The organism is Lysinibacillus sp. JK80 (assembly GCF_027557635.1).
GTDB classification, from domain to species: Bacteria; Bacillota; Bacilli; order Bacillales_A; family Planococcaceae; genus Lysinibacillus; species Lysinibacillus capsici.
Genome location: NZ_CP058997.1, coordinates 829,390 through 854,674, shown reverse-complemented (window position 1 = coordinate 854,674; position 25,285 = coordinate 829,390). Strand labels below are relative to the sequence as shown.

The window sequence follows — 25,285 nt, the reverse complement described above, 5'->3', positions numbered from 1 at the left end:
CGTGTCCGCTTCCTTCTGCTTACTGACTTGCCTGTTGAAAGGGAGCTGTGGTGAATTCCTTTCAAGGTTGTACGCTGGGTTCATATAAATGATAGATTGTCGAAAAGGCATCACTAAAAGCCATACATTGAGACAATCTTTCCTCCATCATTTTTAGGGTTTCCTCAATAGTCATTTGCCAAAAATCGATATGATCGATTGCAAGAACAAGGCTACTAATATCCGACTGAAGCGTTAAAAATCGTGGGGATAAAGAATCATGTTCAATAGCCGTTATGGCTTCTTCTATTTTCTTTACACAGAACATCACAGAACATGGGAAATGCGCATCTTGGACTAAATACCGAATGACCGTTAGTAAATTGGTCTGGCGATGCTTCCGCATGAAAGATTCTCTTGCTGCGGAAAGATCCAATAAAAAGGTACCATCATCCTCTAACAGTGACGTACCTGTTCGCTTCTGTTGTTCTACGATTATCACGATCATCCGAATGGTTTTTTCTGCTCGTTCAAGCCATTTGCCGACCTGCATAAAATAGAAGGGAAGATCGCGATCCATCGAGCCCTCAATTAACCCTGTCTCCATCCATAAAGTCTTTCGAACATCCTGTAAAAAATCTTGAAGGGCAATGAGTGGAATCGGTCGTTCTCTTTTTAGTATGGACTGTTGCTTTGTTAAATAAAAGGAATTTTGAATTTCCCAAAGTTCCGTTGGTATACTATCACGTGTAACTCGTGCATTTTCCCGAATAGCACGCAATGTGGCATGAAGGGCATTGCCATTTTTCTCAGAAAACAGAAGATAATCAATCAAAGGGTTAACACGAATCGTTGTGTAATTTGCTAAATACTCCTCCTTAGAGGCACAAATATTTAAAACAGCCTCCCAATGATCAATATAATCATGTTCTTGCCCAGATTGCTCCAACATATTCAACAGCTGTACCTGTAATATATGTGCATTTGTTTGTGTACGTTCACTATAACGTGCCATCCAGTACAACGCGTCGGCTACTCGACTTAGCATGCTGCAATTCCTCCTTTAAAATCCACGTATCCTTTGCACCGCCCCCTTGAGAGGAATTCACCACAAGAGACCCTTCTTGCAGTGCCACTCTGGATAAACCACCAGGCAACACATAGCAATCCTCACCTTTCATGACATAGACACGTAAATCAACATGGCAAGGATAAAATCGCCCATTCTGGAAGGCAGGTGCTCTGGACAATTTAATCGTTGGTTGTGCAATGTATTGATAGGGCTGTTCAACAATTTTTTGCTTAAATAAAGCAATCTCTTCCTTACTCGCATGTGGACCAATTAACATGTCATAGCCACCAGAGGCTCCTACATTTTTAATAACGAGCTCGTGTATATGCTCTAGCACCCATTCACGCTGACTGTCATCTCCTAGATGATAGGTTTTCACATTCGGTAGAATAGGTTCTTCCTGTAAATAATAGCGAATCATCTCAGGCACATAGGCATACATTGCTTTATCATCTGCCACTCCATTCCCAACAGCATTCAAGATGGATACATGACCTGCTTGATAAGCAGCCATTAAATGTGGAACACCTAATAAAGAATCCTCACGAAAGACAGTAGGATCTAGAAAGTCATCATCAATCCGCCGATAAATAATATCGATTTGCTGTAGGCCATAAATGGTTTTCATATAGACCTTCAAATCCTGTACAACTAAATCACGGCCCTCGACGAGCTGGATGTTTAAACGCTGGGCTAAAAAAACATGATCGTAATAAGCAGAATTGTACATGCCTGCTGTCAGAAGTACAGCTTTAGGCTCTCTTTCTGCTTGCATGGAAGGTGGACGATGGGCAAGAAGTGCTTTTTTCATATAAGCCATTTGTTTATCAAGAGGTCGAATCGTATGCTTGGAGAAAAATTCAGGGTATACTTCCTTCATCACATCCCGATTTTCAAAGACATAGGAAATGCCGGAAGGGTTGCGTAAATTATCTTCGAGTACATGATAATCACCTTTTTCATCCCGAATTAAATCAATCCCTGCTAAAAATATATGATTCGCAATTGGTACTTGAAGTCCTCTCATGGTTGGTTTGAAATATGGATTATTTTCAACAAGCTGCCTCGGAATAAGACCGTCCTGAAAGATCTTTTGCTGTCCATAAACATCCTGTAAAAATTTGTTGAGTGCCTCCACGCGCTGCTTGACACCTGCTTCAATCATGGCCCATTTGGTTTGAGGAATAATAATTTGGGACACAATCAAAAGGCATGGTACGTTCTGTTCCATCTTGTGCACCATATACCGTAAAAGTAATCCCTTGTCTGAGAAAGCTCGCTTGCGCTTGTCGGTATTTTTCTTCAAGTTGCTCCCGCGAAAAAAAGGTTAGCTTATGATGAAAAGATCGATAATGAGGCTTTGGCTTATTGCCATCAAACATTTCATCGAAAAACAGACTAGAATCATATAAATTCATCATATGGATCGCCTCCGAATTCAAGTAGTAGTGAAAACATGTTACACTGTGAATAAATACATAAAAGGAGCTAACAACCATGACCATCATTAATTTAATGCAAGCGTATGAATTAGATAAACTATCCAAATTAAATTTATCAGACGAGGAAATTTTACGAGCTTTGCGTTCGGGGGATGTATCAGCTTGGCAAGAACAAGTGCCAAACTATGAATTTAGCGAGACAATGGCTCTATATCAGGAAGGGGAACAACAGTTCTTAAATGCATACCATGGCCATTATCGAATCAAGTATGTAACATTACCAGGCATCCAACGTTTATTGCAGCTACGCTTTCAATTAGAAGAAGGGAAGGATTACCAACTATTAGAAACAGGTATCCAGCATTTAACGTGTGATGAGGAAACAGTCACAAGACTTCAGCAAATGTTATCGACAAACTGGTCACTAACAAAACAAGAGGATGGGAATTATTCAGTTTTTGTAAAATAATCCCATGCGCGTTGTGAGACGAATCGACATGGACAGTTACCCATCTATTGTTTTTTCGAAGCGTCTCACACAGCAAATAAAGTCTACTAGATTTTAATATTCATTTACCGAGAACTTTATGCCTAAAATCCTATAACTGTCACAAAATAGTTGTAACAAAAATCCTCTTTTTAAAAAGGGTTTTTTTTATTACCTTCGAACAGAACATTTGTTCTGACGTGCGAAAAAGGGCATTTTTTTTCAATAAAGTTCCCAAATTTATATTTGGGAACGTTTTTTCATGGTAAAATAGAGCAAATAGAGGTGATGAGCATGCAAAAAACAAAACAACCAAAATTTATGAAGGATTTTCTTGTCTATTTAACAACCATCAAAGGAAAGTCTCAGCGCACAAGAAAAGAATATGAATATGACCTGACCTTATTTTTCCGCTTCCACAAAGCTGTCCAGGAGGATTTGGATATAGAGAATTTATCCGCCATTGATATCGGCACTATTACAATAGAAGAAATACGCGAAATGACATTAGAGGATCTTTATTTATTCATGGAATATTGCGAAGTACAGCGAGGCAATTCAGCTGCTGCACGAGCACGAAAAGTGGCCACATTAAAATCCTTTTTTAAATATTTAAAAGGCAAACGTCGACTTATCGAGGAAAATCCTGCAGATGAATTAGAGACACCCAAGATAGGCAGAAAACGACCCATTTATATGAACCTACAAGAAGCTACACAATTTATAGATGGGATTAAAAGCAATCAGGCCTCCCCGAGAAATTATTGCATGATGATGTTTTTCTTAAATTTAGGAATACGTGTCACCGAGCTATGTCAGCTTAATAAGACATCCATTCAAGGACGTTATTTAACCGTAATTGGGAAGGGTAACAAAGAGCGCACCGTCTATTTAAATGATAGCTGTATGCAGGCACTTGCTGACTATGAAAACAGTGGGAAGACACCCTATAAAGGCGAAGACGAGGAGCCCCTATTTGTGTCTCAAAAGGGAACACGCTTTACACGTCAAACCGTTGCCAAAATCGTTAAACGCATTAATCAGCAGTCAGGTCTTCAAAAAGAACGACTTACACCACACAAGCTACGCCATACATCCGCAACGATGATGTATAAAGCAGGGGCAGATATCCGTAGTTTGCAGCACATTTTAGGGCATTCTAGCGTCGCAACCACGCAAATTTATACACATATTGAAGATGAGCAGCTACAGCATGTGTTAGAGAATAATCCATTTAATATTGTTCGTGAAAGATGATTTTCCCCTCTCCATATCGAATATATAGTAGAAGACCTAATGAAAGGGGAGCCAAGGATGTCAAACGTCAAAGAACATCTCGATACCACAAGAACACAATTACTTCAGGAAATTCACTTATTGGACGATACAACCTTTAATAAGAAACCAGATGCACAAAGCTGGAGTGTGGCACAAATCTGTCATCATCTCGTATTAGTAGAGGAAGCAACAAAGAAAGCCATTACATGGGGATTAAAGGCAGAGGAACAGTCAACACCCGCTCGAAAAAATGTTCAGCTCATCTTAGATCGAACAAGAAAGTTCCAAGCACCCCCTATAGTAGAGCCAGCAGAAGAGCCGTTCACTGTTCAAGCGATGCTGGATTTACTAGCTACAACAAGAAAGAACCTCCTCGCCTTTTTGCAAACAATCGAGGAACCTGAAGCATTAGCTAAGCGCGCTGTGAAGCACCCAGCCTTAGGAGAATTACCACTCGACCAATGGATTGAAATGGTCTATATGCACGAGCAACGTCATATCAAGCAATTACAAGAAATCGTTAGAGAATAACATGTATGAAAGGAATTTGGCCACAGGAGAGGAGCTAAATTCCTTTTATTGTTATTCAATTTTTCTGTTATAATCTCTTGACGTGCTACATAATCTGTTATATATTAAATAAAAATAATAACAACTGTTATAAAACAGATTTAGTTAGAGGAGGAATTTTAAATGTCAAAGTATCGTGATGGTTATGAATTTTATTGTGAAATGTGTGAGCGCTATGGATTGGAGCCAATTTCTTTCCGTTACTATGTATTACAATTATCACAGCAACAACTTTCGGCTTACAATATGCAAGCAAAACAATTAGGAATTTAAAAGGAGTGATTATGACGGAAGCCGCCGTGAATATTTTATGAAAAGCCCAGCCATACTAAATAAAATGGTCTGGGCTTTCGTGATTTCAGCAAGAAATTTCAGATAATTCATTGACAACTACAGTAGACTGTTATATATTTTTAAACAAATAATATTTCTGTTATATAACAAAAAAACTAGACGTAAAATAGGGAATGTGAAAGGAAGTTATGAGGATGACAGATTATCGAGAAGGTTATGAATTTTATCGTCAAGTATGTGAGGAGCATGGGCTAGAGCCTATTAATTTTCACTATTACATTTCAAGTTTATCCCAAGAGCAATTAGATGCCTACAACATGCAGGCGAAATCAATAGGGGGTTCAATAGAATATGAGGTCTCTTAACATATAAAATGCCTTACTTCCTATGTGGGACAGTAAGGCATTTTACTTTAACAAAATTTTACAAGACATTCAAACATATTATATAAAACTTTTATATTTTGTATTAAAAAGATAAATAGCCTAAATAAACTATTTAATATAGTTCAAAAGTATTGAATAACAATATATTTAGACAATTACAAGGAGGTTATATCCACTAATTTTTGTCTATTTTATTAAAAACTATCAAATGTAGCTTTGAATGTTTTTGAGATTTGGGTTGAATTAACTGCTTTTCTAAGACTATAATATAATTACATAAAAAAGGGCGATATACCACAACTTTATACCTCGCTGTAAGATAAAGCAAAAGTACCAAACCCTTCATATTTTAATGAATGGAGAATGAAAATGATGAATATCACGCCTAGTAGTGTTAATCAAATGAACTACAGTCTAAAAGAATTACAAGATATCTTTTCCGCCATGAATAGTTCCATCATTGTAGCGATTACAGATCGTACCGGAAAAATTACTTTTGTTAATGATCATTTTTGTAAAATTTCGAAGTATACGCGTGAAGAATTAGTTGGTCAAGATCACCGTTTACTAAATTCAGGCTTTCATCCCAAATCTTTCTTTAGAGAGATGTGGAAAACAATCGGTAATGGCGATATGTGGAATGGCGAGGTGTGCAATCGTGCAAAGGATGGCAGTTTATATTGGGTGAAAACAACGATTTTTCCGTTCCTAGATGAACGAGGAAAGCCTTATCAATATATTGCCATTCGCGTAGATATTACAGCGCAAAAGGACATTAAAAAAATTACTCATATTGCCTATCACGATGAACTAACAGGGCTACCAAATCGTCGCAAATTAGAACAGCGTTTAGAAAATGAATTTCATCAATCTCAACGTACAGGAGAGAAGTTTGCGTTATTTTTCATTGATGTGAATCGTTTCAAACACATTAACGACGGACTTGGTCATATTATTGGCGATATGTTTTTAGTGGAAATGTCCAATCGTCTGCGCAATATTGATCATACTTCGAATTCTTTTTATCGCCACAATAGCGATGAATTTGTCATGATTCTAAATGATGTCAATCGCATTGATGAAATGGCTAAGGAAATTATTGGCGTCTTCAATGAAAGCTTTATTGTCGATACCTATGAATTTTATGCGAGTATTAGTATCGGCATCAGTGTATTCCCTGATCATGCAAACTCTGTGGAAGAATTATTGAAAAATGCGGATATTGCTATGTATGCTGCAAAATCTACACGAGGTAATCAATATCGACTATATCGTGATAATATGGACGAGGCCAATGATAAATGGCTTTTGCTGGAAACGAAATTACATCAAGCATTAAAGCAAGATCGTCTAGAATTACATTATCAGCCTAAGATCGACTTAAAAACGGATTCTGTTATTGGTATGGAGGCATTGCTACGCTGGTATGACCCTGAATTAGGTCATATTCCGCCAGATCGTTTTATTCCATTTGCAGAGGATTGTGGATTGATTAATGATATTGGTGTATGGGTTTTACGTAAAGCCTGTGCTCAAGCTCGTCAGTGGAATGAATTACATGATTTATCATTGCGGGTAGCTGTAAATATTTCACCAATTCATATTAGTACAGGTGGCTTTGTAGATATGGTGCGTAGTGTCATTGCAGAAACAGGCATTGACCCTAATTTATTAGAAATTGAAATTACCGAGATGAGTATGCTTGATTATACGGAAGATTTAATTGATACTATCAAGCAATTACGAGAACTAGGTATAACTATTTCATTAGATGATTTCGGGACAGGCTATTCATCGTTAAATTATTTAAAAAAATTCCCAGTGGATGTACTTAAAATTGATCGTGCCTTTGTCCGTGATATCGTACCTGAGAAGTCTGGAATCGCTATGATTTCAGCCATGATTTCATTAGCACATGCCTTAAATCTCCAAGTAGTAGCTGAAGGTGTAGAGGAGGAAGCTGAATTAAATGTTCTGCGTGAGCATGGATGTGAGTATGTGCAGGGATATTATTTTAGTAAGCCTTTATCTGTAGAAGATTTTACGAATCTCATTGTTAATACTGTCACAAATAAATCCAGTTATTAATTGCTATTCCTGAATGATTTTGCTAAAGTGGGATAAAGTAAAACTGTTAACATGATAAACCATTTGATGATGTGGCCAAGTAAGTAAGAATTGTGAAACAGAAAATATAGCACCTGCTGAGAGCTATATCACCGCTTCTTGACTGAACACCTACCACGGAGATGTTATGCAAACATAACCGAGTCGTTTTCGTTACCAAACGTGAGAGGGCTTTATATTCAACATAAAGCTAAATCAAGGTGGTACCACGTCATTCCAGCACAAAGACGTCCTTATTCAGAGGACAGCTTTGTGCTTTTTTCTTGCTTCAGCTAAATCTTCATACGGGTTGAACAAGTATTCATTTAACAAAATAGGAGGAGAACATATGTCAAAACAACTAGAAGATTTTTCGAAATGGTATATCGAGACCATCCAAAAAGCCGATTTAATGGATTATACACCTGTTCGAGGCTGTATCGCCTTTAAGCCAGACGGCTATGAAATTTGGGAGCATATTCAGGAGGAAATGGATCGTCGCTTTAAAGAGACAGGACATCGTAATGCCTATTTCCCAATGCTTATCCCTGAATCCTTCTTTCAAAAGGAAAAGGATCATATCGAAGGATTCTCACCTGAGCTTCCTTGGGTAACCGAGGCAGCAGGGGAACAATTAGAAGAACGGCTAGCCCTTCGTCCAACATCTGAGACGATGATTGGTCATCTTTACTCTAATTGGATTAAAAGCTACCGTGACCTACCAGTGCTAATCAACCAATGGGCAAATGTCTTCCGTTGGGAAAAGAAAACACTGCCTTTTATCCGGACATCAGAATTTTTATGGCAAGAAGGGCATACAGCGCACGTGGATGAAGCAGATGCTCGGCAGGAAACAATGCAAATGCTAGACATTTATAAAGAAGTAGTAGAACAGGTGCTAGCAATTCCTGTCTATGATGGACAAAAAACACCTTCTGAACGTTTCGCAGGGGCTGTCGATACGTACTCTATTGAGGCAATGATGAAAAATGGCAAGGCTGTGCAAGCAGGAACATCCCATTATTTAGGAACAAAATTTGCTGAAGCCTTTAATATCAAGTATTTAAATAAAGCGAACCAGCACGAATACGTACACACAACATCTTGGGGTACATCTACACGCTTAATTGGTTCAGTTATTATGGTGCATGGTGATGAGCAGGGACTTGTTTTACCTCCACGCATCGCACCAACGCAAGTCGTTTTAATTCCAGTAGGACCATGGAAAAAGAACCCTCAAATCATGGAGCATTTAGATGAGATTTTTGCAGCCTTAAAAGCGAAGGGTATTCGAGTACGTCTGGATGATTCAGACCAATCGCCAGGCTATAAGTTCAATGAATGGGAGCTAAAAGGCGTGCCTGTGCGTGTTGAATTAGGGCCACGTGACCTAGAAAACAAGCAAGCTTTACTGAAAGCGCGTGATGAAGAAGAAAAACGAACTGTTGATTTAGCTACAATCATCACAGCTATTGAAGAAGAATTAACAACCATGCAAACGCGCTTATTAGAAAAAGCTCGTCAATTCCGTGAAGCAAATGCTCACACAACAATTGACACACTTCCACAATTACAGCAGCACATTGACAAAGCAAAAGACAATGGCACAATTCCAGGCTGGGTGCTTGCTGGCTGGTGTGGCGAGGATGCATGTGAGGAAAAAGTAAAGGAAGAAACGAAATACACATCTCGCAATATTCCTTTCAATCCACCAACAACGAAAACCACATGTATTGGCTGTGGAAACGAAGCAAAACATACAGTTTGGTTTGCACAAGCTTATTAATTAACAAAGCATGAACAGAACGCCCGAACAATTATGAAGCACACTAGGTTGTTTTATAATTTAGTTCGGGCTTTTGATGTTCTGCTAAAAAGACTTTATTTCCATTTAGATAGTAAAATTCTCACTCTTGTTTCTCCATGGCTCCTCCAGATAACCTCCAAATAGGCATTGATCCAACGAGCTGTCTTAATCACTCATAATGGTGTTCCACCTTAGCATCTATCGCCAAGTTCTCATCATGATTGTGATAAAATAAAGGGACGTTTGCTTCTGAAAAATCCTAAAGAAATGGGGATATGAATGACTGTATTACAAGAAGTATTTGATCACTACCTAAATATCAAGTTTAATCGGGGTTTACCAGCTGTTCAAATGGAGGACTTCGAATATGTTTTATTAGAAGATACTAGCGCAGAGCTCTTTTTTATTGATCGCGAACAGGGGACATTTTTGGAATGGGCAGAGGCATTTCAACCACAAAATCCTCATTATGTTCAAAAGCCAGACTGGCAGCCTATGCTTACATCTTGTTTCAAGCAGCTAGATGTTTATGATGAGCAAGTTTGCTATTATTTGCTCTACACAATTAATGCAACGACTAGAATAATTCCACGGAACCCGTATAACAAAATGAATGATTTTATGAAAAACTATTGCTTCTTTCAACTTGCTCAATTAGAGCATGTCACGATACTCAGCAAAGAGCAGAAACAACAGTTAAAGGACTTTTTATTCTTTTTCTATCTGTATAGCCATCCAGTGAACGAGGAAACACTTTATGCTTTTTCGTTCAAAGAAGGAACTTTAATTCATGCTAAAACGAATATCAATATGGAGCAATATTTTTCTCATTATCATGATTATATTTGTCAGCATAAGCATGACAGAGCATTATTAACACCCCATGAGATAAATGCTTGCAAGAAGCTGACAATCGAACTTTTGAGAAGCATCGAAGGAAAATCAAAAAGACTCGTTATGCCTTTTGAAGATGGCATAGAGTACCTACATCTAATTAATAATGTAGATGATTTTTTACATATGTTTAATCAAAATAATAAGGCATTCTATCAATTGCTTCATAGCTTTCTATTCGATCATCAATCGAATCCTTATCGTGAGCATTGCTTTAGTATGCTATTACAGAATTATGTCACTTATATTTTGACTTTTCACTTTGATGACCTTATTCAGTTAATAGCGTATTTCCATGACTTACCATCAATAGGTAGGAGGATTATCAATAAAATTTTTGTCGATACCATCTTTATGCAAAAGATATTGAAAGAGGCCAATATTAACATTAATAATTATCCAACGATTATAGAGTTTTTTGACGAGGATGCTAGAAGCATATATCTTGATGAACAGTAAAAGGAGACAAGAAAATGACCAACACAACTGGCTGGAAACAGAATGCACAAAATCGCACATTTATTGCTTCATTTAGTGGTGGCAAGGATAGTGTTTTAGCTTTATATAAAGCATCACAGGTGGGCCAAGCAATGGGTCTCATAGTGATGCTAGAGGAAGAAGGGAAACGTTCAAGGTCCCACGGGATGCCACCTGCGCTTATCCAGGCACAAGCTGACTCTATTGGGCTACCAGTCTATACTGCTGCAGCAAGCTGGGCGGATTATGAAGAAGTATTTGTAGATTTATTAGTAAATGCAAAGCAACAGGGAGCTGAAGTATTAGTAACAGGAGACTTAGATATGCCTGCACATGGCTGCTGGCACGATAAAGTCACTAAAAAGGTAGGTTTAAAGCTAGGCATGCCATTGTGGGAGATGAACCATCGTGAGGCTGTCGATGAATTTATTCACTTAGGATTTATTACAATGATTGTCACGGTCAACCTATCCTTGGGCATGACGGAGGACGATTTAGGGCGAGTGCTTACCCCTGAATATGTTAAGGAGCTTGAAGCCCGTAGCATTGACCCATGCGGAGAAGGCGGCGAATTCCATACGACCGTCATTGATGGCCCTCTATTCAAGCAGTCAATTGCGGTGCGTAAAGGTTCCGTTATAAGAGATGGAGACTACGCCTTTTTACCCTTAGAGCTAGCATAAATTCACATCAGAAAACCTTTATTGGGATGCGCAATTCATGTCAATAAGGGTTTTTCTTTTAAGGCGTATTGTTATTCTGTTACGTGACTCCATAACAACTGAAGTTAACAAATGAATAATTACCCGAAAGTACATAGGCTCCTCCTCTGTACTTTTTGTATTTCAGCTAGTTTTCCTTGTAGGTATAGAACTCCTACCACTTTGACCAAAATAGTATTTGACTGGACACTATTTGGTGTCATATAATTAAGACACCAATCAGTGTCCTATTAGAAAGGGTGGTGGTTTTGAATAACAATCATCAAGAGCGTGACGTTTATGTAGCCATTGCTGACCCAACAAGACGAAAGTTGATCCGTTTATTGGCAGAGGTAGATGAGTTACCGCTTCACGAATTAACCGCTCAATTTGATATGGGGCGTACTGCTGTCTCGAAACATTTAGCCATTCTAAAAGATGCAGGCCTTGTTCTTGCACGCAAGGAAGGTAGGGAGACGAGATATCGATTGAATGCAGCTCCATTGAAAGAAATACAAGATTGGGTATCGTTTTATGAAGGTTTTTGGAAAGAAAGAATCGCGAAATTACATCTATTATTGGAGGAAAAAAAATGAAACCAGATGTATCATTAGATTTTAAATTTACAAGTTCCATCGAACAAGTATGGCATGCTTTAACAGACTCAGATACACTAGCAAAATGGATCTGGAACAATGACTTCCAACCAATCGTAGGACATAAATTCCAATTCCGTGCTGAACCAAATGAATGGTGGGACGGTATTGTAGACTGTGAGGTACTGGAAGTGGAAGAGCCTCACAAATTATCTTATACTTGGACAAGTGCTGGCGAAACAACAACAGTTACATGGACATTAACACAGGTAGCAGATGGTACGACTCAGCTTCATCTTGATCAAGGTGGCTTCAGCGAAGAAACAAAGGCACGTCAAGGTGCAATCGAGGGAGCAAAATATGCTTGGACAAATATGAGTGCACAGCTTGAAAAAGTATTAGCGTAGTATAAATTAAATAACAGCAAGAAGAGCGCAATTCCGTAGCAAGAATTGTGTTCTTTCATGTTCAGTCTCATCTTTTAATTTTCTTAAATGGAAGGATAACTAAATGAAAATTAATGAACTAATTGCCAATAATATTAACCGTCTAGATGTCGTTTTATCCGACGATCAATCTTTAGCCATAGCAGGTTTGTCTGGTTCAGGGAAGACGACATTTTGTCAAACGATTGGAGAAGAATCCAAAAAACGTCTTGTTTCTTTATTGCCAAAGGCTGAATATCAATATTTGTTTCCAAACATTATGGAAACGAACTTCAGTGCCATCAAAATGGAGGACATGCCCCTTGTACTTTTTCTAGGAAAATCCTCAATCTCTAGCAATCCACGTTCCACAATTGGTACACATACAGGTGTTTTTAAAGAAATTCGTAATCGATTGGCAGATGAGTTTCAGCTATCGCCAGAGATGTTTTCCTTTAACAATGCGTTAGGCTGGTGTCCTGCATGTAAGGGGCGAGGCACGACAAAAAATGTAGAATGTAAAAAATGTTTGGGTAAGCGCTATAGTCCAGAAGTGGAGCAGTATAAAATCACTTTATGGAATGAACTCTATAGTATTTCTGATATTCATCATTTAAGTATAGAGGCCATCTATTCCTTATCAAAAGAATTAAATATCAGTGAAGAAAAACAGCATATTCTGCATAATATTATGCAAATGAATATTGGCTACTTAACCTTAAATCGTATTATGGGGACTTTATCAGGTGGAGAATTAACAAGGCTCTACTTAGCAGAATTCATGGCAACAAGCGAAAACACCGTGATTATTGTTGATGAAATTTCTGTGGGTCTGGACCATAACACCTTACTAAAAATTTTAGAGCAAATACAACAGCTAGGCGCTAAAAACCAAATTTGGTTGATTGATCATTCTGATACTGTGTTAGACACGGCAGACGAGCATCTATTCTTTGGACCAGGTAGTGGAAAATACGGAGGAAAAATCGTTGAAGAATCTCCACGGCCAAAGCCTATCTATTGGGAACGAAATCCAGCAGCACCAACATCCTATTATCAATTCCGAGATTTATATTGCCGTAATATCCAAATGGATGCAATAGACATTCCACAAAATCGACTTGTTACCTTTACAGGAGAGTCTGGTTGTGGGAAATCAACGCTTGTTAATGAGTGTATTGCTAAAGATTTTATCAAACGCTATCCAAAGGACAAACTCGTGATGGTTGGGCAAGATCGTAACCAATCCATTACGAGTCGTTCCACTGTCGCGACATTCCTTGATATTAAAAAGAAACTAACAAAATATAGTGAGGACATTGATGATATTTTCCAACGCTCGATTGAAGATATAATCGATGAACTACCTAATGAGGATATCGCACATAAACGCTTAAGCTTATTGATTAAGCTTGGACTGGGCTACTTAACGCTTGAGAGAAAAACGCAATCTCTATCGACTGGTGAATTCCAATGTGTGCATCTAGTTTCAGAGTTATTTGCCAACGCTCGTAATCCCCATACATTATTTATTTTTGATGAGCCTTCTAAAGGGCTATCTCAGAACATTTTAAACCAATTCATCGATAGTGTCAGGGACATCCTAGAGGATGAATCTATCTCCATCATCATGATTGAGCATAATGCCTATATGCTGGAAAGCTCTGATTTTGTTGTTGACTTCGGTAAAAGACAGCAGGAGCCTGTAACACATCTAAATGTAGTTAGCCATGAAGATTATTTTAATCAGGATAATCATTCAATGGGTTCAACTCCATTACAAATCACATCTACACTCGCATTAAGGCAGGGCATTCAATACTTAGAAGACAACCATATTAGCTATTTCAAAAATGCGGAAAATATATATAAGGGTGGCATCTTAAAAAGCTTATCTTCCATGGCTCGTCTGATTTACGGTGAATATGAATCGAACAAAATTGCCCCAGTTGTTGCCATTGATTTGGAAAGACATTTATATAGCCAATATAGCTTCCTGTATGAAATAGGTGGTCTAATCAATCATATTGTGGCTGCTCATCCAACAAATAAGGATACGAGAAGCTTCGATTTTTATAGCCAAGAAAATCATTGCCCTAGCTGCTCTGGTCGATTGGAAATTGAAAAATTCGATTTTGATCTTGTGGTACAAGACAAAAACGTGCCATTTTGGGACGGCCTATTACATCCCGATATAATGGAGGTTTTAAAATACTATCAACATTCTAAATTAGAATTTCTCTTTGAGCAGATTAAAATTGAGCTGGGTCAGGACATTAGTAAAAGCTATCATGATATGACTGAGGAAGAAAAGCATACATTTTTATATGGTTATTGGGACAAGTCCTTTTATGATAAGGCAACGAAATCCTCGAAAAAGTGGGAGGGCTTTAATTTTATCATTGGTCGTTATATCGTGATTTCAAAATCCATTATTAAAGAGCAAATGAAGGAAACAAGAGAAATGGTACCATGCCCAATTTGTCATGGGACTGTGCTCAACCACCAAAAGAAATTACGATTTGGGGACACAGATATTCGTGACTTAATTCGCCAACCGCTTGATGAAGTCATCAACATTGTAGGCAACTTACCACAACTAGAAAAAATCAAAGCCATCGTGGGCGGAGACATGTCACTGCTACAGGATGTTTCCTTATTGCCAAGGGAAACACAGGTATCCCTAAAAATGCTGGAATTAGAGCTAGCAAGCTTTGTCGGCTATGAAATCGTACTACAAAATGCTTTTCCTTTTTGGGCCAAAATCAAAGATAATCTAGAGCGCATCAGCCATAAAAATCAAGTGACCATCTGTGATTTTGCCAATATACAGGAGACAAGAGAAACCATCATCGATCAATATTTTACGAATGGTAAATATAAAAAACTAACATATGTATATGAAGCATTTGGCTACAAGAAAATCGTAACCCAAATCAATAAAGTCAAAGCCAGTCATTCCTGTCCATTCTGTAAAGGGAAAAAGGTGCTCTCTGAAGATGGACTGCATGATGGAGTCCATAAATTAACCGTGCCCTGTGTAAGCTGTGGCGCAAGTGGCATTAATGAGGAGGGACGCCAGCAAATCGTTGATGGCATTGATGTGGAAACATGGCTAACTGGTACTGTAAGCGATGTTGTTACAGAGGGCTCCCATCTTGAGGCCGTTGCCAATATTCCTATTTTTAATCGTATACGCGAATTGAATAAGCAGGAAATGATGGCAGTCTATCAGTTCCTTCAATCAAATCACTAAATCATCAAACCCATGTGCTTCGGCATATGGGTTTCTTTCGTTGGACTAGAATTACTCACTCATTTTTCCACAAAAATTCATAATTCGTGTCATCTTTGATTACTATAAAGATAACAGTAATGGTAGTAAAAGGGAGGACATGGTTTGGTAAAAAAAGTGCTGTTATTCGGGGATATTGGTATTGATGATACGGTGGCATTGATCTATGCACGGCTTAATCAAGAAATAGAAATTGTGGGACTCGTTGCAGATTATGGCAATGTATCGCGAGAGGATGCGGTATCCAATATTTATTATGTCATGAAATTGTTCGACTTCCCTCAAGGTATTCCTGTGATTTTAGGAGCAGAAGTACCCTTAACAGGAGAGCAGCCGACATATTACCCAGAAATTCATGGTAAACGAGGACTTGGACCCATCATTCCAAATGATAATCACGAATTAAAAATTGAGAACTTTTTTGAAATCGTCAACATTATTGAAAGGTATAAGCATGATGAGCTAATTATTGTCAATATTGGGCGATTAACCTCACTAGCCACGATGCTTATCCTTTATAAAGAGCTTATGAAAAATATCAAGGAATTTTATATTATGGGTGGAGCATTTTGGGTGCCAGGTAATGTAACGACAGTGGCTGAAGCGAATTTCCATGGTGATCCCTTTGCCGTTAATATTGTGCTTACCTATGCAACGAATGTGACAATCATCCCTTTAAATGCGACACAAAAGGCCATTGTCACACCTGGGATGGTGGACTATATTGACTCCTTTGGCAAAACAAAAATTCTAAAGCCCTTAATGGAATACTATACACGTTTTTATAAAGAACGGGACCCCTCACTTCTAGGAAGTCCCGTGCATGATGCGTTAACACTAATGGCAGTTATTTATCCTGACTTGTTTATTTATGAGTCCTATCCTGTAACCGTTGTCGACAAGTTAGAAGGACCTGCAAGGGGGCAAAGTATTGCCGAGACAAGACCTTATGAAAATAATAATGGCGAAAAAAAGCATCGTATTGCCTTTGATATTCATTATGAACATTTTTTCCAAAACTTTTTATCGGTTATGACAGGGCAACCATTTCACTAGTTATTCAAAAACGCCATCCCTTAAAATTGTAAAATCAACATGGACATTTACCTTCATGTCTTTATATATTTTTTGCCATTTATCCTTTGTTAGCTTAGAATGTCTTACTTCGCTTCGATATTTCTCACCAAAGCCAAAGATATCAGACTCAACTTCCTGACTATGAGCAATCACTCTACGTATTTCCTTTGACAATTTTTTCTCGATTGCTTTTTCCAGTGCCGCCACACTTTTTGGGTCCCCTTGATTGATATCAGGGTACACCTCTAATACTCTCGATTTGATTTTGATGTTCAGGTCAAATGTTGGCGTATCCGCATCAACTAACATCATTTCTCGTTTCGACTGGATTGCATCAAAGGCTACCGTTATTTTATTGGCAGGCTTTTGAAGAATTTCGGAAGGTACATCTTCGTTTTCCAGAACGGTTTCATATAAACCTACTTTAAAGGTATCTCTGACAATCTTTACGTAAAAGCTATCTTTTGCTGGAAGGGTACTGACCATTTTGCTGCCTTTAAAAAGAGCTATCCCACTTAATTCCACCAGCTCGTCATCTCTTTTAATAATAGGCATGGCAAATTCTTTTCCAGATGAATAGAAATCATGGGCAATTTGATGAAGTGTAGAGGAAATCATATATTCCTGCTTGACATTTTGTTCAATTAACCTAAAAATATGCTGCCCAATATCCTCAATATTTTGATATTCGTATTTCAGTAATGTTTCTGTTTCACCTTCCACAATAGCCATAAAGATTCCATTGCTGACACTAGCATTTTCTAGGTTTGTATCAATATAATAGCGAAGGTCTTTTTTTGCCAATTCCTCTCCAAATAGGATGACTCTCATTTGACCAACCATGATTTTTTTCGAAAGCTTACGATTGGCTTCCATCCGATTTCCTTTACTCGTATCGTTTTCTGTAGACAGAACTTCCACATTGCTTTGAAATTCGGGATTTACTTCACGAATAACAGCTGTTGTCTTTATTTTATCCTCTGTTCCTACATCATAGCCGACTAAAGTAGTTAATCCAACTTTATCCAAAATATTGGTTTGTGCACATCCATATAAAAAAACAAAGGATAGAAGAATCATCCATCTTCCTCTAAGTTTGTTCATTCTTTTTCACCTTCTTTGATGTGAAGTTCTTCTTTAGTCGTGCTATTGGCCAAAGTAAAATAGGGTAGACAAAGATTACGTAAAAAGCAATCTGTCCAAATACCGTGTTAATTGTATTAATCTGTGTCCGTGTTTGAACCAATAATGTTCCAATTAAAACGATGAATGAAAAGAGCCAAACAAATGTCTTTTCACTTATCGGGAATAAACGAATTGCTCCGCGGTACGCAGCCCATAAGTATAGACATAGATTCGGTAAAATGATTAGCATCCAAAAACAAACAGCTACAAATTCAAAGCGTTCCATAAAGGGAAAGCTAATAAAACTAAATAATGTCAAAGTTGCCCATATCGTTTTCAATAGCTTGCCCTCACTGTAATAAGCAATGGACACCAGCATCACGGCTAAATAGATGATGGTTGTAGCTAATAGTCCTAAATGAACAGGTTTTCTGATTTTTTTCTTGTCTTTTACAAAGGGGTAAATCACGTTTAGAATTTCAAAGCCGATAATCGTAAAGGTCATTGATTGTGCCCCTTTTAAAATGGAGCGAATATCATTTTCTAAAATAGGGAGAAGACTTTCTACTGTAGCGTATTTCATCGGAAATGCTAGCATTGGGAAAATCCATAAGGAGAGAATGATACTAAAAAAAGACACGCCTACAATGACACGAAGCCCTCCCGTAAAGGCATAAATAATAATAATTAATAAAGTTGCTGACAGGAACCAGGTCTCGATGCTAGGAAAAATCCATGCTTGTATAACTTCAATATAATTTCGTAAAACAGAAAAGAACGCCACGGAGCAATAGATGACATAAATTGCATTTAAAAAATTGCCAATCCATTTGCCAAAAATATCAATTTGAATTCCGTAAAGATCATCAGAGCCGTAAATTTCTAACGTTTTAATCATACAAAACGTAACAAGATGTGTGGCAATCCCAGCCAGTAGAACAGAAATCCATGCATCCTGTCTAGCATCCTGATAGATAATACGTTGAAATCCCTGTATACCAACCCCAATTTGAGCACCGTGTACCACAAAAAAAAGCAAATAAGCATTAATCATATCTTTAGGGCTAAGTTGTATAGGTTTTGCCATTTATTTCACCTTCAGTTCAACTTTTATCAGGTTTCACTGGCTCTGGCACAAATTTATGTTCATCCTTTGGTCTTGTCAAAGCAGGTCTTTTTGATGTTAATGGGACAGGCATTCTAATAATACTATCCCGCATTTCCTTCAACCTCGGTGGATAGAAGGGAGACATATACGGAGCACCCAAGCTTGACTGACGTAACAAATGAATCAGAATAAAACAAAAAGCCAACATGATACCATAAAAACCCCAAAATCCTGCAAGTATAATAATAGGGAAGCGAATAAGACGAATCACATTGCCCATCATATAACTTGGCGACGTAAAAGAGGCTAGAGCACTTAACGCAATGATAATCAGCAATATATTACTGGTAATCCCTGCCTGTACAGCTGCTGTTCCAATAACGATACCACCAACGATACCGATTGTTTGTCCAATTTTAGTTGGTAATCTGGCTCCTGCTTCTCTCAGTAGTTCAATAATAAATTCCAGCAGCAAAGCCTCAAATATGGGCGGGAAAGGAACTAAAGCCCTTGATTCACTTAATGGTACGAGAAAGGCTTGTGGAATCACTTCATAATGAAAGGTAAGAGCTGCCACATAAAATGGTGTTAAATAAACAGATAAAAAGAAGGCAGCCAGTCGTAATAAACGAAGAAAAGTAGCAATTTGCCATCTTAAATTTTGATCTTCTTGACTTTGAAAAAACTCAGTAAATCCTTGAGGGGAAACGATAGCCATTGAACTACCATCTACGAGAACCCCAATTTTTCCATCTAAAATGCCATCACAAAATCTGTCAGGTCTTTCTGTCAATAGCATTTGTGGAAAGACAGATAGTGAATTATCATCAATCATTTCAGCTAATACGGCACTATCGATAAGCTCATCGATATAAAGATCTTTGATTCGTTGACGCATTGTTTGAACCATTTGATCATTGGCAATGCCACGCATATATAAAAGAGAAACAGAGGTACTTGTCCGTGTACCAATTTTTATTTTTTCATTACAAAGATTAGGACTCACTATGTAGCGACGAATCAAGGAAATATTGGTAGATAGACTCTCATTAAATCCAACCTGTGTACCAATTACCTGCGATTCATTCTCAGGCGCTGACAATGCTCTAGACTCTCTGCTAGCGATATTGGCTAAAATAGTCTGCGGGAAGCCACCTATGTGAATCACAACATGACCATTGACCATCAATTCTACGGTTTCCCTTAGTAGACTGGATTGACTGACTTCTGCAATAGAAAGGGCCATCTCAATTGCCTCGGGTGTATCGTGAGGCTTCCTCTGTAAATTAGCAATAATATCATTATTTAAAGTCTGATCATCGATCAAATTATCGATGTAAATAAGAGTGACGTTTGGTGGAAGAGATTTAACGATTAAATCTGCCGGATTATTAGTAGCATTTTTAATCGATTGAATAAAATGATCTGTGGCATGTGCAACTCTCACAAGATTTTCTTTAGGCGCCTCTTGAACTGGTTGTTGTTGTTGTTTGTTGAAAGGTAGTTTAAATTTCATAGTAAATGGTAGGCTCCCTTCATTGCTAACTTCGTTTATAGAATAGGCTTTAAAGGGGCATTCTATACTTATTTCAGTTATTTTCATCATGTAGACATATCTAACAAATAACGGTAATATAATAGTATTCTTAAAAACAGAAGGGAGATTAGCTTTTTTATGCTAAAACTAATTATCGCAAATTAAATTCAATGAATTTAATAAAGGGGTTATTCTATAATTTTTTTAAAAATTATAGGGTCTATTTAGTAATGCCCTTTTGCGATAAAAGAGAAGCATAATGATGTCTAATCCACAGTTATATTTTATATAACAAAGGACTCTATGAGCTTGTTCTCATAGGGTCTTTTTCTGTTTTTAGGAGGTGATGATTCCCACAAAAATTAGCGATTGAAACATAAAATAGGAGGGAATAGACGTGGCAAAATATGAATTAGTTAGTGATTATCGTCACAATGAAAAATTAAAGGCAAGTTTTAATGATTTAGCTATGAAAACATTTGGTTTGGACTTTCGAGGCTGGTATAACAAAGGCTATTGGAATGACCAATATATTCCTTACTCATTTGTACAAGCAGGAAAAGTAATTGCGAATGCTTCTATTTATAAGATGTCGATTCGCGTAAATGATGAGCGATTAAAGGGAATTCAGATTGGTACAGTGATGACGGATGAACATTATCGTCATCAAGGCTTGGCAAAGCAGTTGATGCTGCATCTCATGAAAGAGTACGAAGATGCCTGTGATTTCATGTATCTCTTTGCCAATGAAACAGTACTAGATTTTTATCCGAAGTTTGGCTTTACGCGAATCCATGAAAGTGAATACAGCTTAGATCTTACCACAAGACCTATTCAACCAAAGCAGACCAGCGTCCAACAGCTGACAATTGAGCAGAATCTAGCACTTCTTGAAGAGTATGCAAAAAATCGTTATATCCATTCTAGTATGATTGCTGTTGAGGAAAATGAAAGTTTATTAATGTTTTATTTTACGTTAGTTTTCCCTCATGCTATTTACTATTTAGAAGAATTTGACACAATAGTATTAATGGAGGAGGAGGAAGGGGTATTAAATATTTATGATATCATCTCTTTACAGGCAACCAATGCAGAGACTGTATTAGCAAGCATTATTAAGAATACAACAAAAAAAGTAGTATTCTATTTTACACCTGACTTTACAATCGAAGGCTTGACAGCCACCATCACCACAAATGATGACGATGCCTTATTTATTCTCTCGAAAAAGCCCTTCTTTCAAGGGCACTTTATGTTTCCTTTAACATCCCATTGCTAGGTTGGTTTTCCGAAGGCTGTCTCGGAGCGTTGTGAATTAAAGAATGAGCGAGCTTTTGAATAAAATATGAGCGACTCCTGTCACCTTGTCCTTTACCAAAACAGACTTTTTTAATTGACACTATAAATATTGGGCAATTCTCTATAGAATGGTATATATAAAGTAATTTTACTAGGAGGAAATAATGTATACAGTTGGAGTCATTGGCCCTAATTCATCTGTAGAGCGCATCATTCAATTAGGCAAAGAATACGAAATGACTATGAATTTCGTAGCATTTCCCTATCATGATTTTCATGAAACCGTAAATATCGTAAAGGATAATCATCACGCTGTTGATGCATGGTTTTTTTCTGGCCAAATTTCATATATGGTTGCGAAAAATACGTTACAATCAGGTGAAAACTTAGTTTATATTCAACATACTGAATCCGGCATTTATAAATGTCTATTGCATATGGGCTTTTATCAGGGAGAATTTTTGAACAAGGTAAGCATTGATGAAATCACGACTTCACACTTGGAGCAAGCCGTCAAACAGCTAGATTTTGCGCCTAAAGAAATCTATGTGAAAACCTTTGATGTAAATACCAGTACAAAAGAATTAATGGATTTTCATATCGACTTATGGAATCAACAAAAAACAGCAGGTGCTTTGACTTGCTTTGAAGCTGTTTATCGCGGGCTGAAAGAGGTAGGTGTCCCTGCTTATCACATTTCCACTACAGATATGGAAATTCGCCAAACATTACGAATACTGGAAGAAAAACTTAGAGCCTTCTATTTTAAGGATACACAGATCGGTGTGCAAATTATCGAAATCGAACATTTTGATAAAATCTCTGAAAAAGCGAAGAGCTCCTATCACTTACAGTATTTGGAATTAAAATTAAAGGAAACGTTATTGCGATTTTGTGAGCAACTAGATGGCTCCTTGTTAGAAAAAGGAAATGGTCGCTATATCATTTTTAGTTCGAGAGGAGCCATTGAACGTAAAATCAAGGATTTACAGGATACCATCTATCAGCTATCACATGAATCCCATACAACAGTCACTGTCGGAATTGGCTATGGGGTAACCGTTCATTCTGCGGAAATCAATGCACAGCGAGCCATCCAGCTCTCCAAGGAGAAATCGGAGCAACCAATCGTGATTGTCCAAGAAAATGGAACGATTACTGAATCGGCTGGTGAAGAAGATGAAGTGAGCTTTTCATACCGTATTAATGATGACATTTTATTAGAGAAATTAAAAAAAGCAAAAATTAGTTTAAAAAATTACAGTAAATTATACACGCTTATTAAAAAAATGAATTGGCAGGAATTCACCATTAAAGATTTAGCAGCACATCTCTATTGGGATGAAAGTAATGCTAGACGCATTTTAGCCAGTTTATGTGAGGTTGATCTCGTCGAATACACAGGGAAAGACGCACAAATATCCAGAGGACGACCAAGTAAAATTTATCGTTTGAAATAACCATCTAAGTGAGATGGTTATTTTTTTTGTAAAAAAGTGTTGAAAAATTCAAACGATTAAAATAAAATCATTTTAAGGTAAACACCTTTTAATAACCTTTAATTAATGGTGCATGAAAAATGTGTGCAATGTTTCATCATCTAGAAAGGAGCACAATCTATATTAGTCACTTACACTACATTGCACTGCAGAGTAAAATATGTAAATTTTTTTCCTGTCAAAACGTCATTTTATTGAAGCGTCCAAATTAAAAGGGTCATACCAATATTCTCTTTTCAGAGAGGGGAACATTCATGAGTCAAGAACAATATTTGAAAAAGAAAATGGGGTTTTGGTCACTTACAACATTATCTCTAGGGGGAATAATAGGATCTAGTTGGCTCTTTGGACCATGGGTAGCTGCTAAATTAGCAGGCCCGGCAGCCATACTTTCTTGGATTATTGGTGCGTTTGTTATCACACTCATAGCGCTTGTTTATGCTGAATTAGGAAGAGTAAAACCTGAAACAGGAGGCCTAGCAAGATATCCGCTTTATTCTCACGGAAAAATGCTTGCTACCGTTACTAGTTATTCAATCTGGTTTGGCTATTGTGCTACAGCTCCCGTAGAATCATCAGGTGTTATTCAATATGCCAATCAGTTTTGGCCAGGGTTATATGATGTAGGAAAAGAACAACTGACAACATCAGGTATTCTTGCAGCGATGGTTTTAATGATATTCTTTGTTGTTTTCAATTATTTTGGGGTGAAATTATTCGCAGTCACGAACAATATCATTACAACAATTAAGTTTATAGTCCCTGTACTAACAATCATTGCATTTTTTATGACAGGCTTTCATCCAGAGAATTTTTCAAGCCAAGGATTTGCACCAAATGGCTATAGCGCTGGTTTAAGTGCCATTTTAACAACCGGAATATTTTTTGCTTATACTGGGTTTGGAAACGTCATCATGATGAGTGGGGAAGTCGTCAACCCTAGAAGAAATATTCCACTTGCCCTCATTACATCATTAGGTGTTGCGGCAGTATTATATGTGTTACTTCAAATTACATTTATCGGCGCAGTTCCAACAGAAATGTTAGCGAATGGTTGGAGTGGCATTAAATTTGATTCACCATTTGCTAATTTAGCAATGATGGCTAATATGGTTTGGCTATCTTGGATTATTACAGCTGATGCGATGGTTTCGCCAACAGGTTCAGCTCTTACTTATACAGCTGGTACGTCAAGACATGTATTTGGTATGGCGAAAAGTGGATTCCTACCATCTTATTTTGAAACAATTAATAAAAAATTCGGTGTTCCAACACGTGCACTTGCACTCAATTTCCTAGTAGGATTATTATTTTTATTCCCACTGAAAAGCTGGACAGCTATCGTTGCGATTGTAGGAGCTATCGGTATTTTTAAATATGCTTCAGCATGTGTAACGGTTATGGTTTTCCGTAGAGTAGGTCTGACAAAAAATAATGGGCTACCTGGTATGCAATTCATTGCACCAATGGCATTCGTTTTTGCCACACTGCTTATTTATTGGACAAATTGGAGTAAGGTACAGCTAGCCATTACTGGATTAATAATAGGTATTGTTTGTTATTTAGTAATTTTCTTTATTCAAAAACACCAATCAGTTGAATTTTTTGGTGGTATCTACATTATTATTTATATTTTAATGCTTGTATTGATGTCTTTCTTAGGGAATTTCGGTGGGAAAGGTATCATTCCTGACCCTTATATGTCCGTAATTGTCGCTATATTTGGCTTAGCCTTTTACTATTTTGCTGTTTACAATGGTGTCTGGTATATGCGTAAAAGAGGAAATATTGAGGAATTACAGGAAAGCATTTCTGAAATATCATAACGTTT

The 25,285-nt window shown here is 37.5% G+C and carries 20 protein-coding genes and 1 pseudogene; 16 read left to right on the top strand and 5 right to left on the bottom strand.

The genetic code is table 11. The features are described 5' to 3' along the window. Window positions 1-61 precede the first annotated feature (61 nt). The gene (locus HXV90_RS04435) at window positions 62-1,027 is read right to left on the bottom strand and encodes an alpha-E domain-containing protein (RefSeq protein WP_269898481.1); all 966 of its coding nucleotides are present in this window, start codon (window positions 1,025-1,027) and stop codon (window positions 62-64) included. Then, a pseudogene (locus HXV90_RS04430) lies at window positions 981-2,472 on the bottom strand (circularly permuted type 2 ATP-grasp protein). Before HXV90_RS04430 ends, HXV90_RS04435 begins: the two are co-directional and overlap by 47 nt. 76 nt (window positions 2,473-2,548) lie before the next feature. Between HXV90_RS04430 and HXV90_RS04425 the strand changes: the two are divergent. The 13 genes from HXV90_RS04425 to HXV90_RS04365 all read left to right on the top strand — a co-directional run bounded on the left by HXV90_RS04425 (window position 2,549) and on the right by HXV90_RS04365 (window position 16,865). Beyond that, a complete protein-coding gene (locus HXV90_RS04425) occupies window positions 2,549-2,962 on the top strand; it encodes a hypothetical protein (protein ID WP_103118120.1) in 414 nt (137 codons plus the stop codon). 312 nt (window positions 2,963-3,274) lie between these two features. Then, window positions 3,275-4,237 (top strand): tyrosine recombinase XerC, encoded by a 963-nt coding sequence (locus HXV90_RS04420; RefSeq protein ID WP_269898480.1) that lies wholly within the window; start codon window positions 3,275-3,277, stop codon window positions 4,235-4,237. Between the two features lie 57 nt (window positions 4,238-4,294). After that, on the top strand, window positions 4,295-4,789 hold the full coding sequence (locus HXV90_RS04415) for a DinB family protein (protein WP_269898479.1): 495 nt from the start codon (window positions 4,295-4,297) through the stop codon (window positions 4,787-4,789). Between the two features lie 162 nt (window positions 4,790-4,951). After that, window positions 4,952-5,101: a hypothetical protein gene (locus HXV90_RS04410; protein WP_004230023.1), complete on the top strand. Its 150-nt coding sequence runs from the start codon at window positions 4,952-4,954 to the stop codon at window positions 5,099-5,101. 215 nt (window positions 5,102-5,316) lie between these two features. Beyond that, a complete protein-coding gene (locus HXV90_RS04405) occupies window positions 5,317-5,487 on the top strand; it encodes a hypothetical protein (RefSeq protein WP_048392829.1) in 171 nt (56 codons plus the stop codon). 390 nt (window positions 5,488-5,877) lie between these two features. Beyond that, window positions 5,878-7,596 (top strand): putative bifunctional diguanylate cyclase/phosphodiesterase, encoded by a 1,719-nt coding sequence (locus tag HXV90_RS04400; RefSeq protein WP_269898478.1) that lies wholly within the window; start codon window positions 5,878-5,880, stop codon window positions 7,594-7,596. Between the two features lie 367 nt (window positions 7,597-7,963). After that, on the top strand, window positions 7,964-9,400 hold the full coding sequence (gene proS, locus HXV90_RS04395) for a proline--tRNA ligase (RefSeq protein WP_269898477.1): 1,437 nt from the start codon (window positions 7,964-7,966) through the stop codon (window positions 9,398-9,400). A 300-nt stretch (window positions 9,401-9,700) separates the two neighbouring features. Beyond that, on the top strand, window positions 9,701-10,774 hold the full coding sequence (locus HXV90_RS04390; RefSeq protein ID WP_269898476.1) for a hypothetical protein: 1,074 nt from the start codon (window positions 9,701-9,703) through the stop codon (window positions 10,772-10,774). A 14-nt stretch (window positions 10,775-10,788) separates the two neighbouring features. Then, the gene (locus HXV90_RS04385) at window positions 10,789-11,475 is read left to right on the top strand and encodes a Dph6-related ATP pyrophosphatase (RefSeq protein WP_054550131.1); all 687 of its coding nucleotides are present in this window, start codon (window positions 10,789-10,791) and stop codon (window positions 11,473-11,475) included. A 287-nt stretch (window positions 11,476-11,762) separates the two neighbouring features. Next, the gene (locus HXV90_RS04380) at window positions 11,763-12,089 is read left to right on the top strand and encodes an ArsR/SmtB family transcription factor (protein ID WP_048392816.1); all 327 of its coding nucleotides are present in this window, start codon (window positions 11,763-11,765) and stop codon (window positions 12,087-12,089) included. Further along, window positions 12,086-12,496 (top strand): SRPBCC family protein, encoded by a 411-nt coding sequence (locus tag HXV90_RS04375; RefSeq protein WP_048392814.1) that lies wholly within the window; start codon window positions 12,086-12,088, stop codon window positions 12,494-12,496. Before HXV90_RS04380 ends, HXV90_RS04375 begins: the two co-directional genes overlap by 4 nt. A 103-nt stretch (window positions 12,497-12,599) precedes the next feature. Further along, window positions 12,600-15,770, top strand: coding sequence for an ATP-binding cassette domain-containing protein (locus HXV90_RS04370; RefSeq protein ID WP_269898475.1), 3,171 nt, complete (start codon window positions 12,600-12,602; stop codon window positions 15,768-15,770). 144 nt (window positions 15,771-15,914) lie between these two features. Beyond that, complete coding sequence (locus HXV90_RS04365; RefSeq protein ID WP_269898474.1) at window positions 15,915-16,865, top strand: nucleoside hydrolase; 951 nt, start codon at window positions 15,915-15,917, stop codon at window positions 16,863-16,865. Here the strand turns inward: HXV90_RS04365 and HXV90_RS04360 are convergent, their stop codons facing one another. Genes HXV90_RS04360 through HXV90_RS04350 form a run of 3 tightly spaced genes read right to left on the bottom strand, consistent with a single transcriptional unit; the run spans window position 16,866 to window position 20,635 of the window. Next, window positions 16,866-17,990, bottom strand: coding sequence for a Ger(x)C family spore germination protein (locus HXV90_RS04360; RefSeq protein ID WP_269898473.1), 1,125 nt, complete (start codon window positions 17,988-17,990; stop codon window positions 16,866-16,868). After that, window positions 17,977-19,098: a GerAB/ArcD/ProY family transporter gene (locus HXV90_RS04355; RefSeq protein WP_131520226.1), complete on the bottom strand. Its 1,122-nt coding sequence runs from the start codon at window positions 19,096-19,098 to the stop codon at window positions 17,977-17,979. Before HXV90_RS04355 ends, HXV90_RS04360 begins: the two co-directional genes overlap by 14 nt. A gap of 16 nt (window positions 19,099-19,114) precedes the next feature. After that, window positions 19,115-20,635 (bottom strand): spore germination protein, encoded by a 1,521-nt coding sequence (locus HXV90_RS04350; protein ID WP_054550138.1) that lies wholly within the window; start codon window positions 20,633-20,635, stop codon window positions 19,115-19,117. Between the two features lie 418 nt (window positions 20,636-21,053). On the opposite strand from HXV90_RS04350, the gene HXV90_RS04345 reads away from it, so the two are divergent. From HXV90_RS04345 to HXV90_RS04335, 3 genes are all read left to right on the top strand, one after another. Beyond that, a complete protein-coding gene (locus tag HXV90_RS04345) occupies window positions 21,054-21,935 on the top strand; it encodes a GNAT family N-acetyltransferase (RefSeq protein ID WP_269898472.1) in 882 nt (293 codons plus the stop codon). Window positions 21,936-22,119: 184 nt separating this feature from the next. Then, window positions 22,120-23,415, top strand: coding sequence for a helix-turn-helix domain-containing protein (locus tag HXV90_RS04340; RefSeq protein ID WP_054550140.1), 1,296 nt, complete (start codon window positions 22,120-22,122; stop codon window positions 23,413-23,415). Window positions 23,416-23,708: 293 nt separating this feature from the next. Beyond that, window positions 23,709-25,280, top strand: coding sequence for an APC family permease (locus HXV90_RS04335; RefSeq protein WP_269898471.1), 1,572 nt, complete (start codon window positions 23,709-23,711; stop codon window positions 25,278-25,280). Window positions 25,281-25,285: the final 5 nt, after the last annotated feature.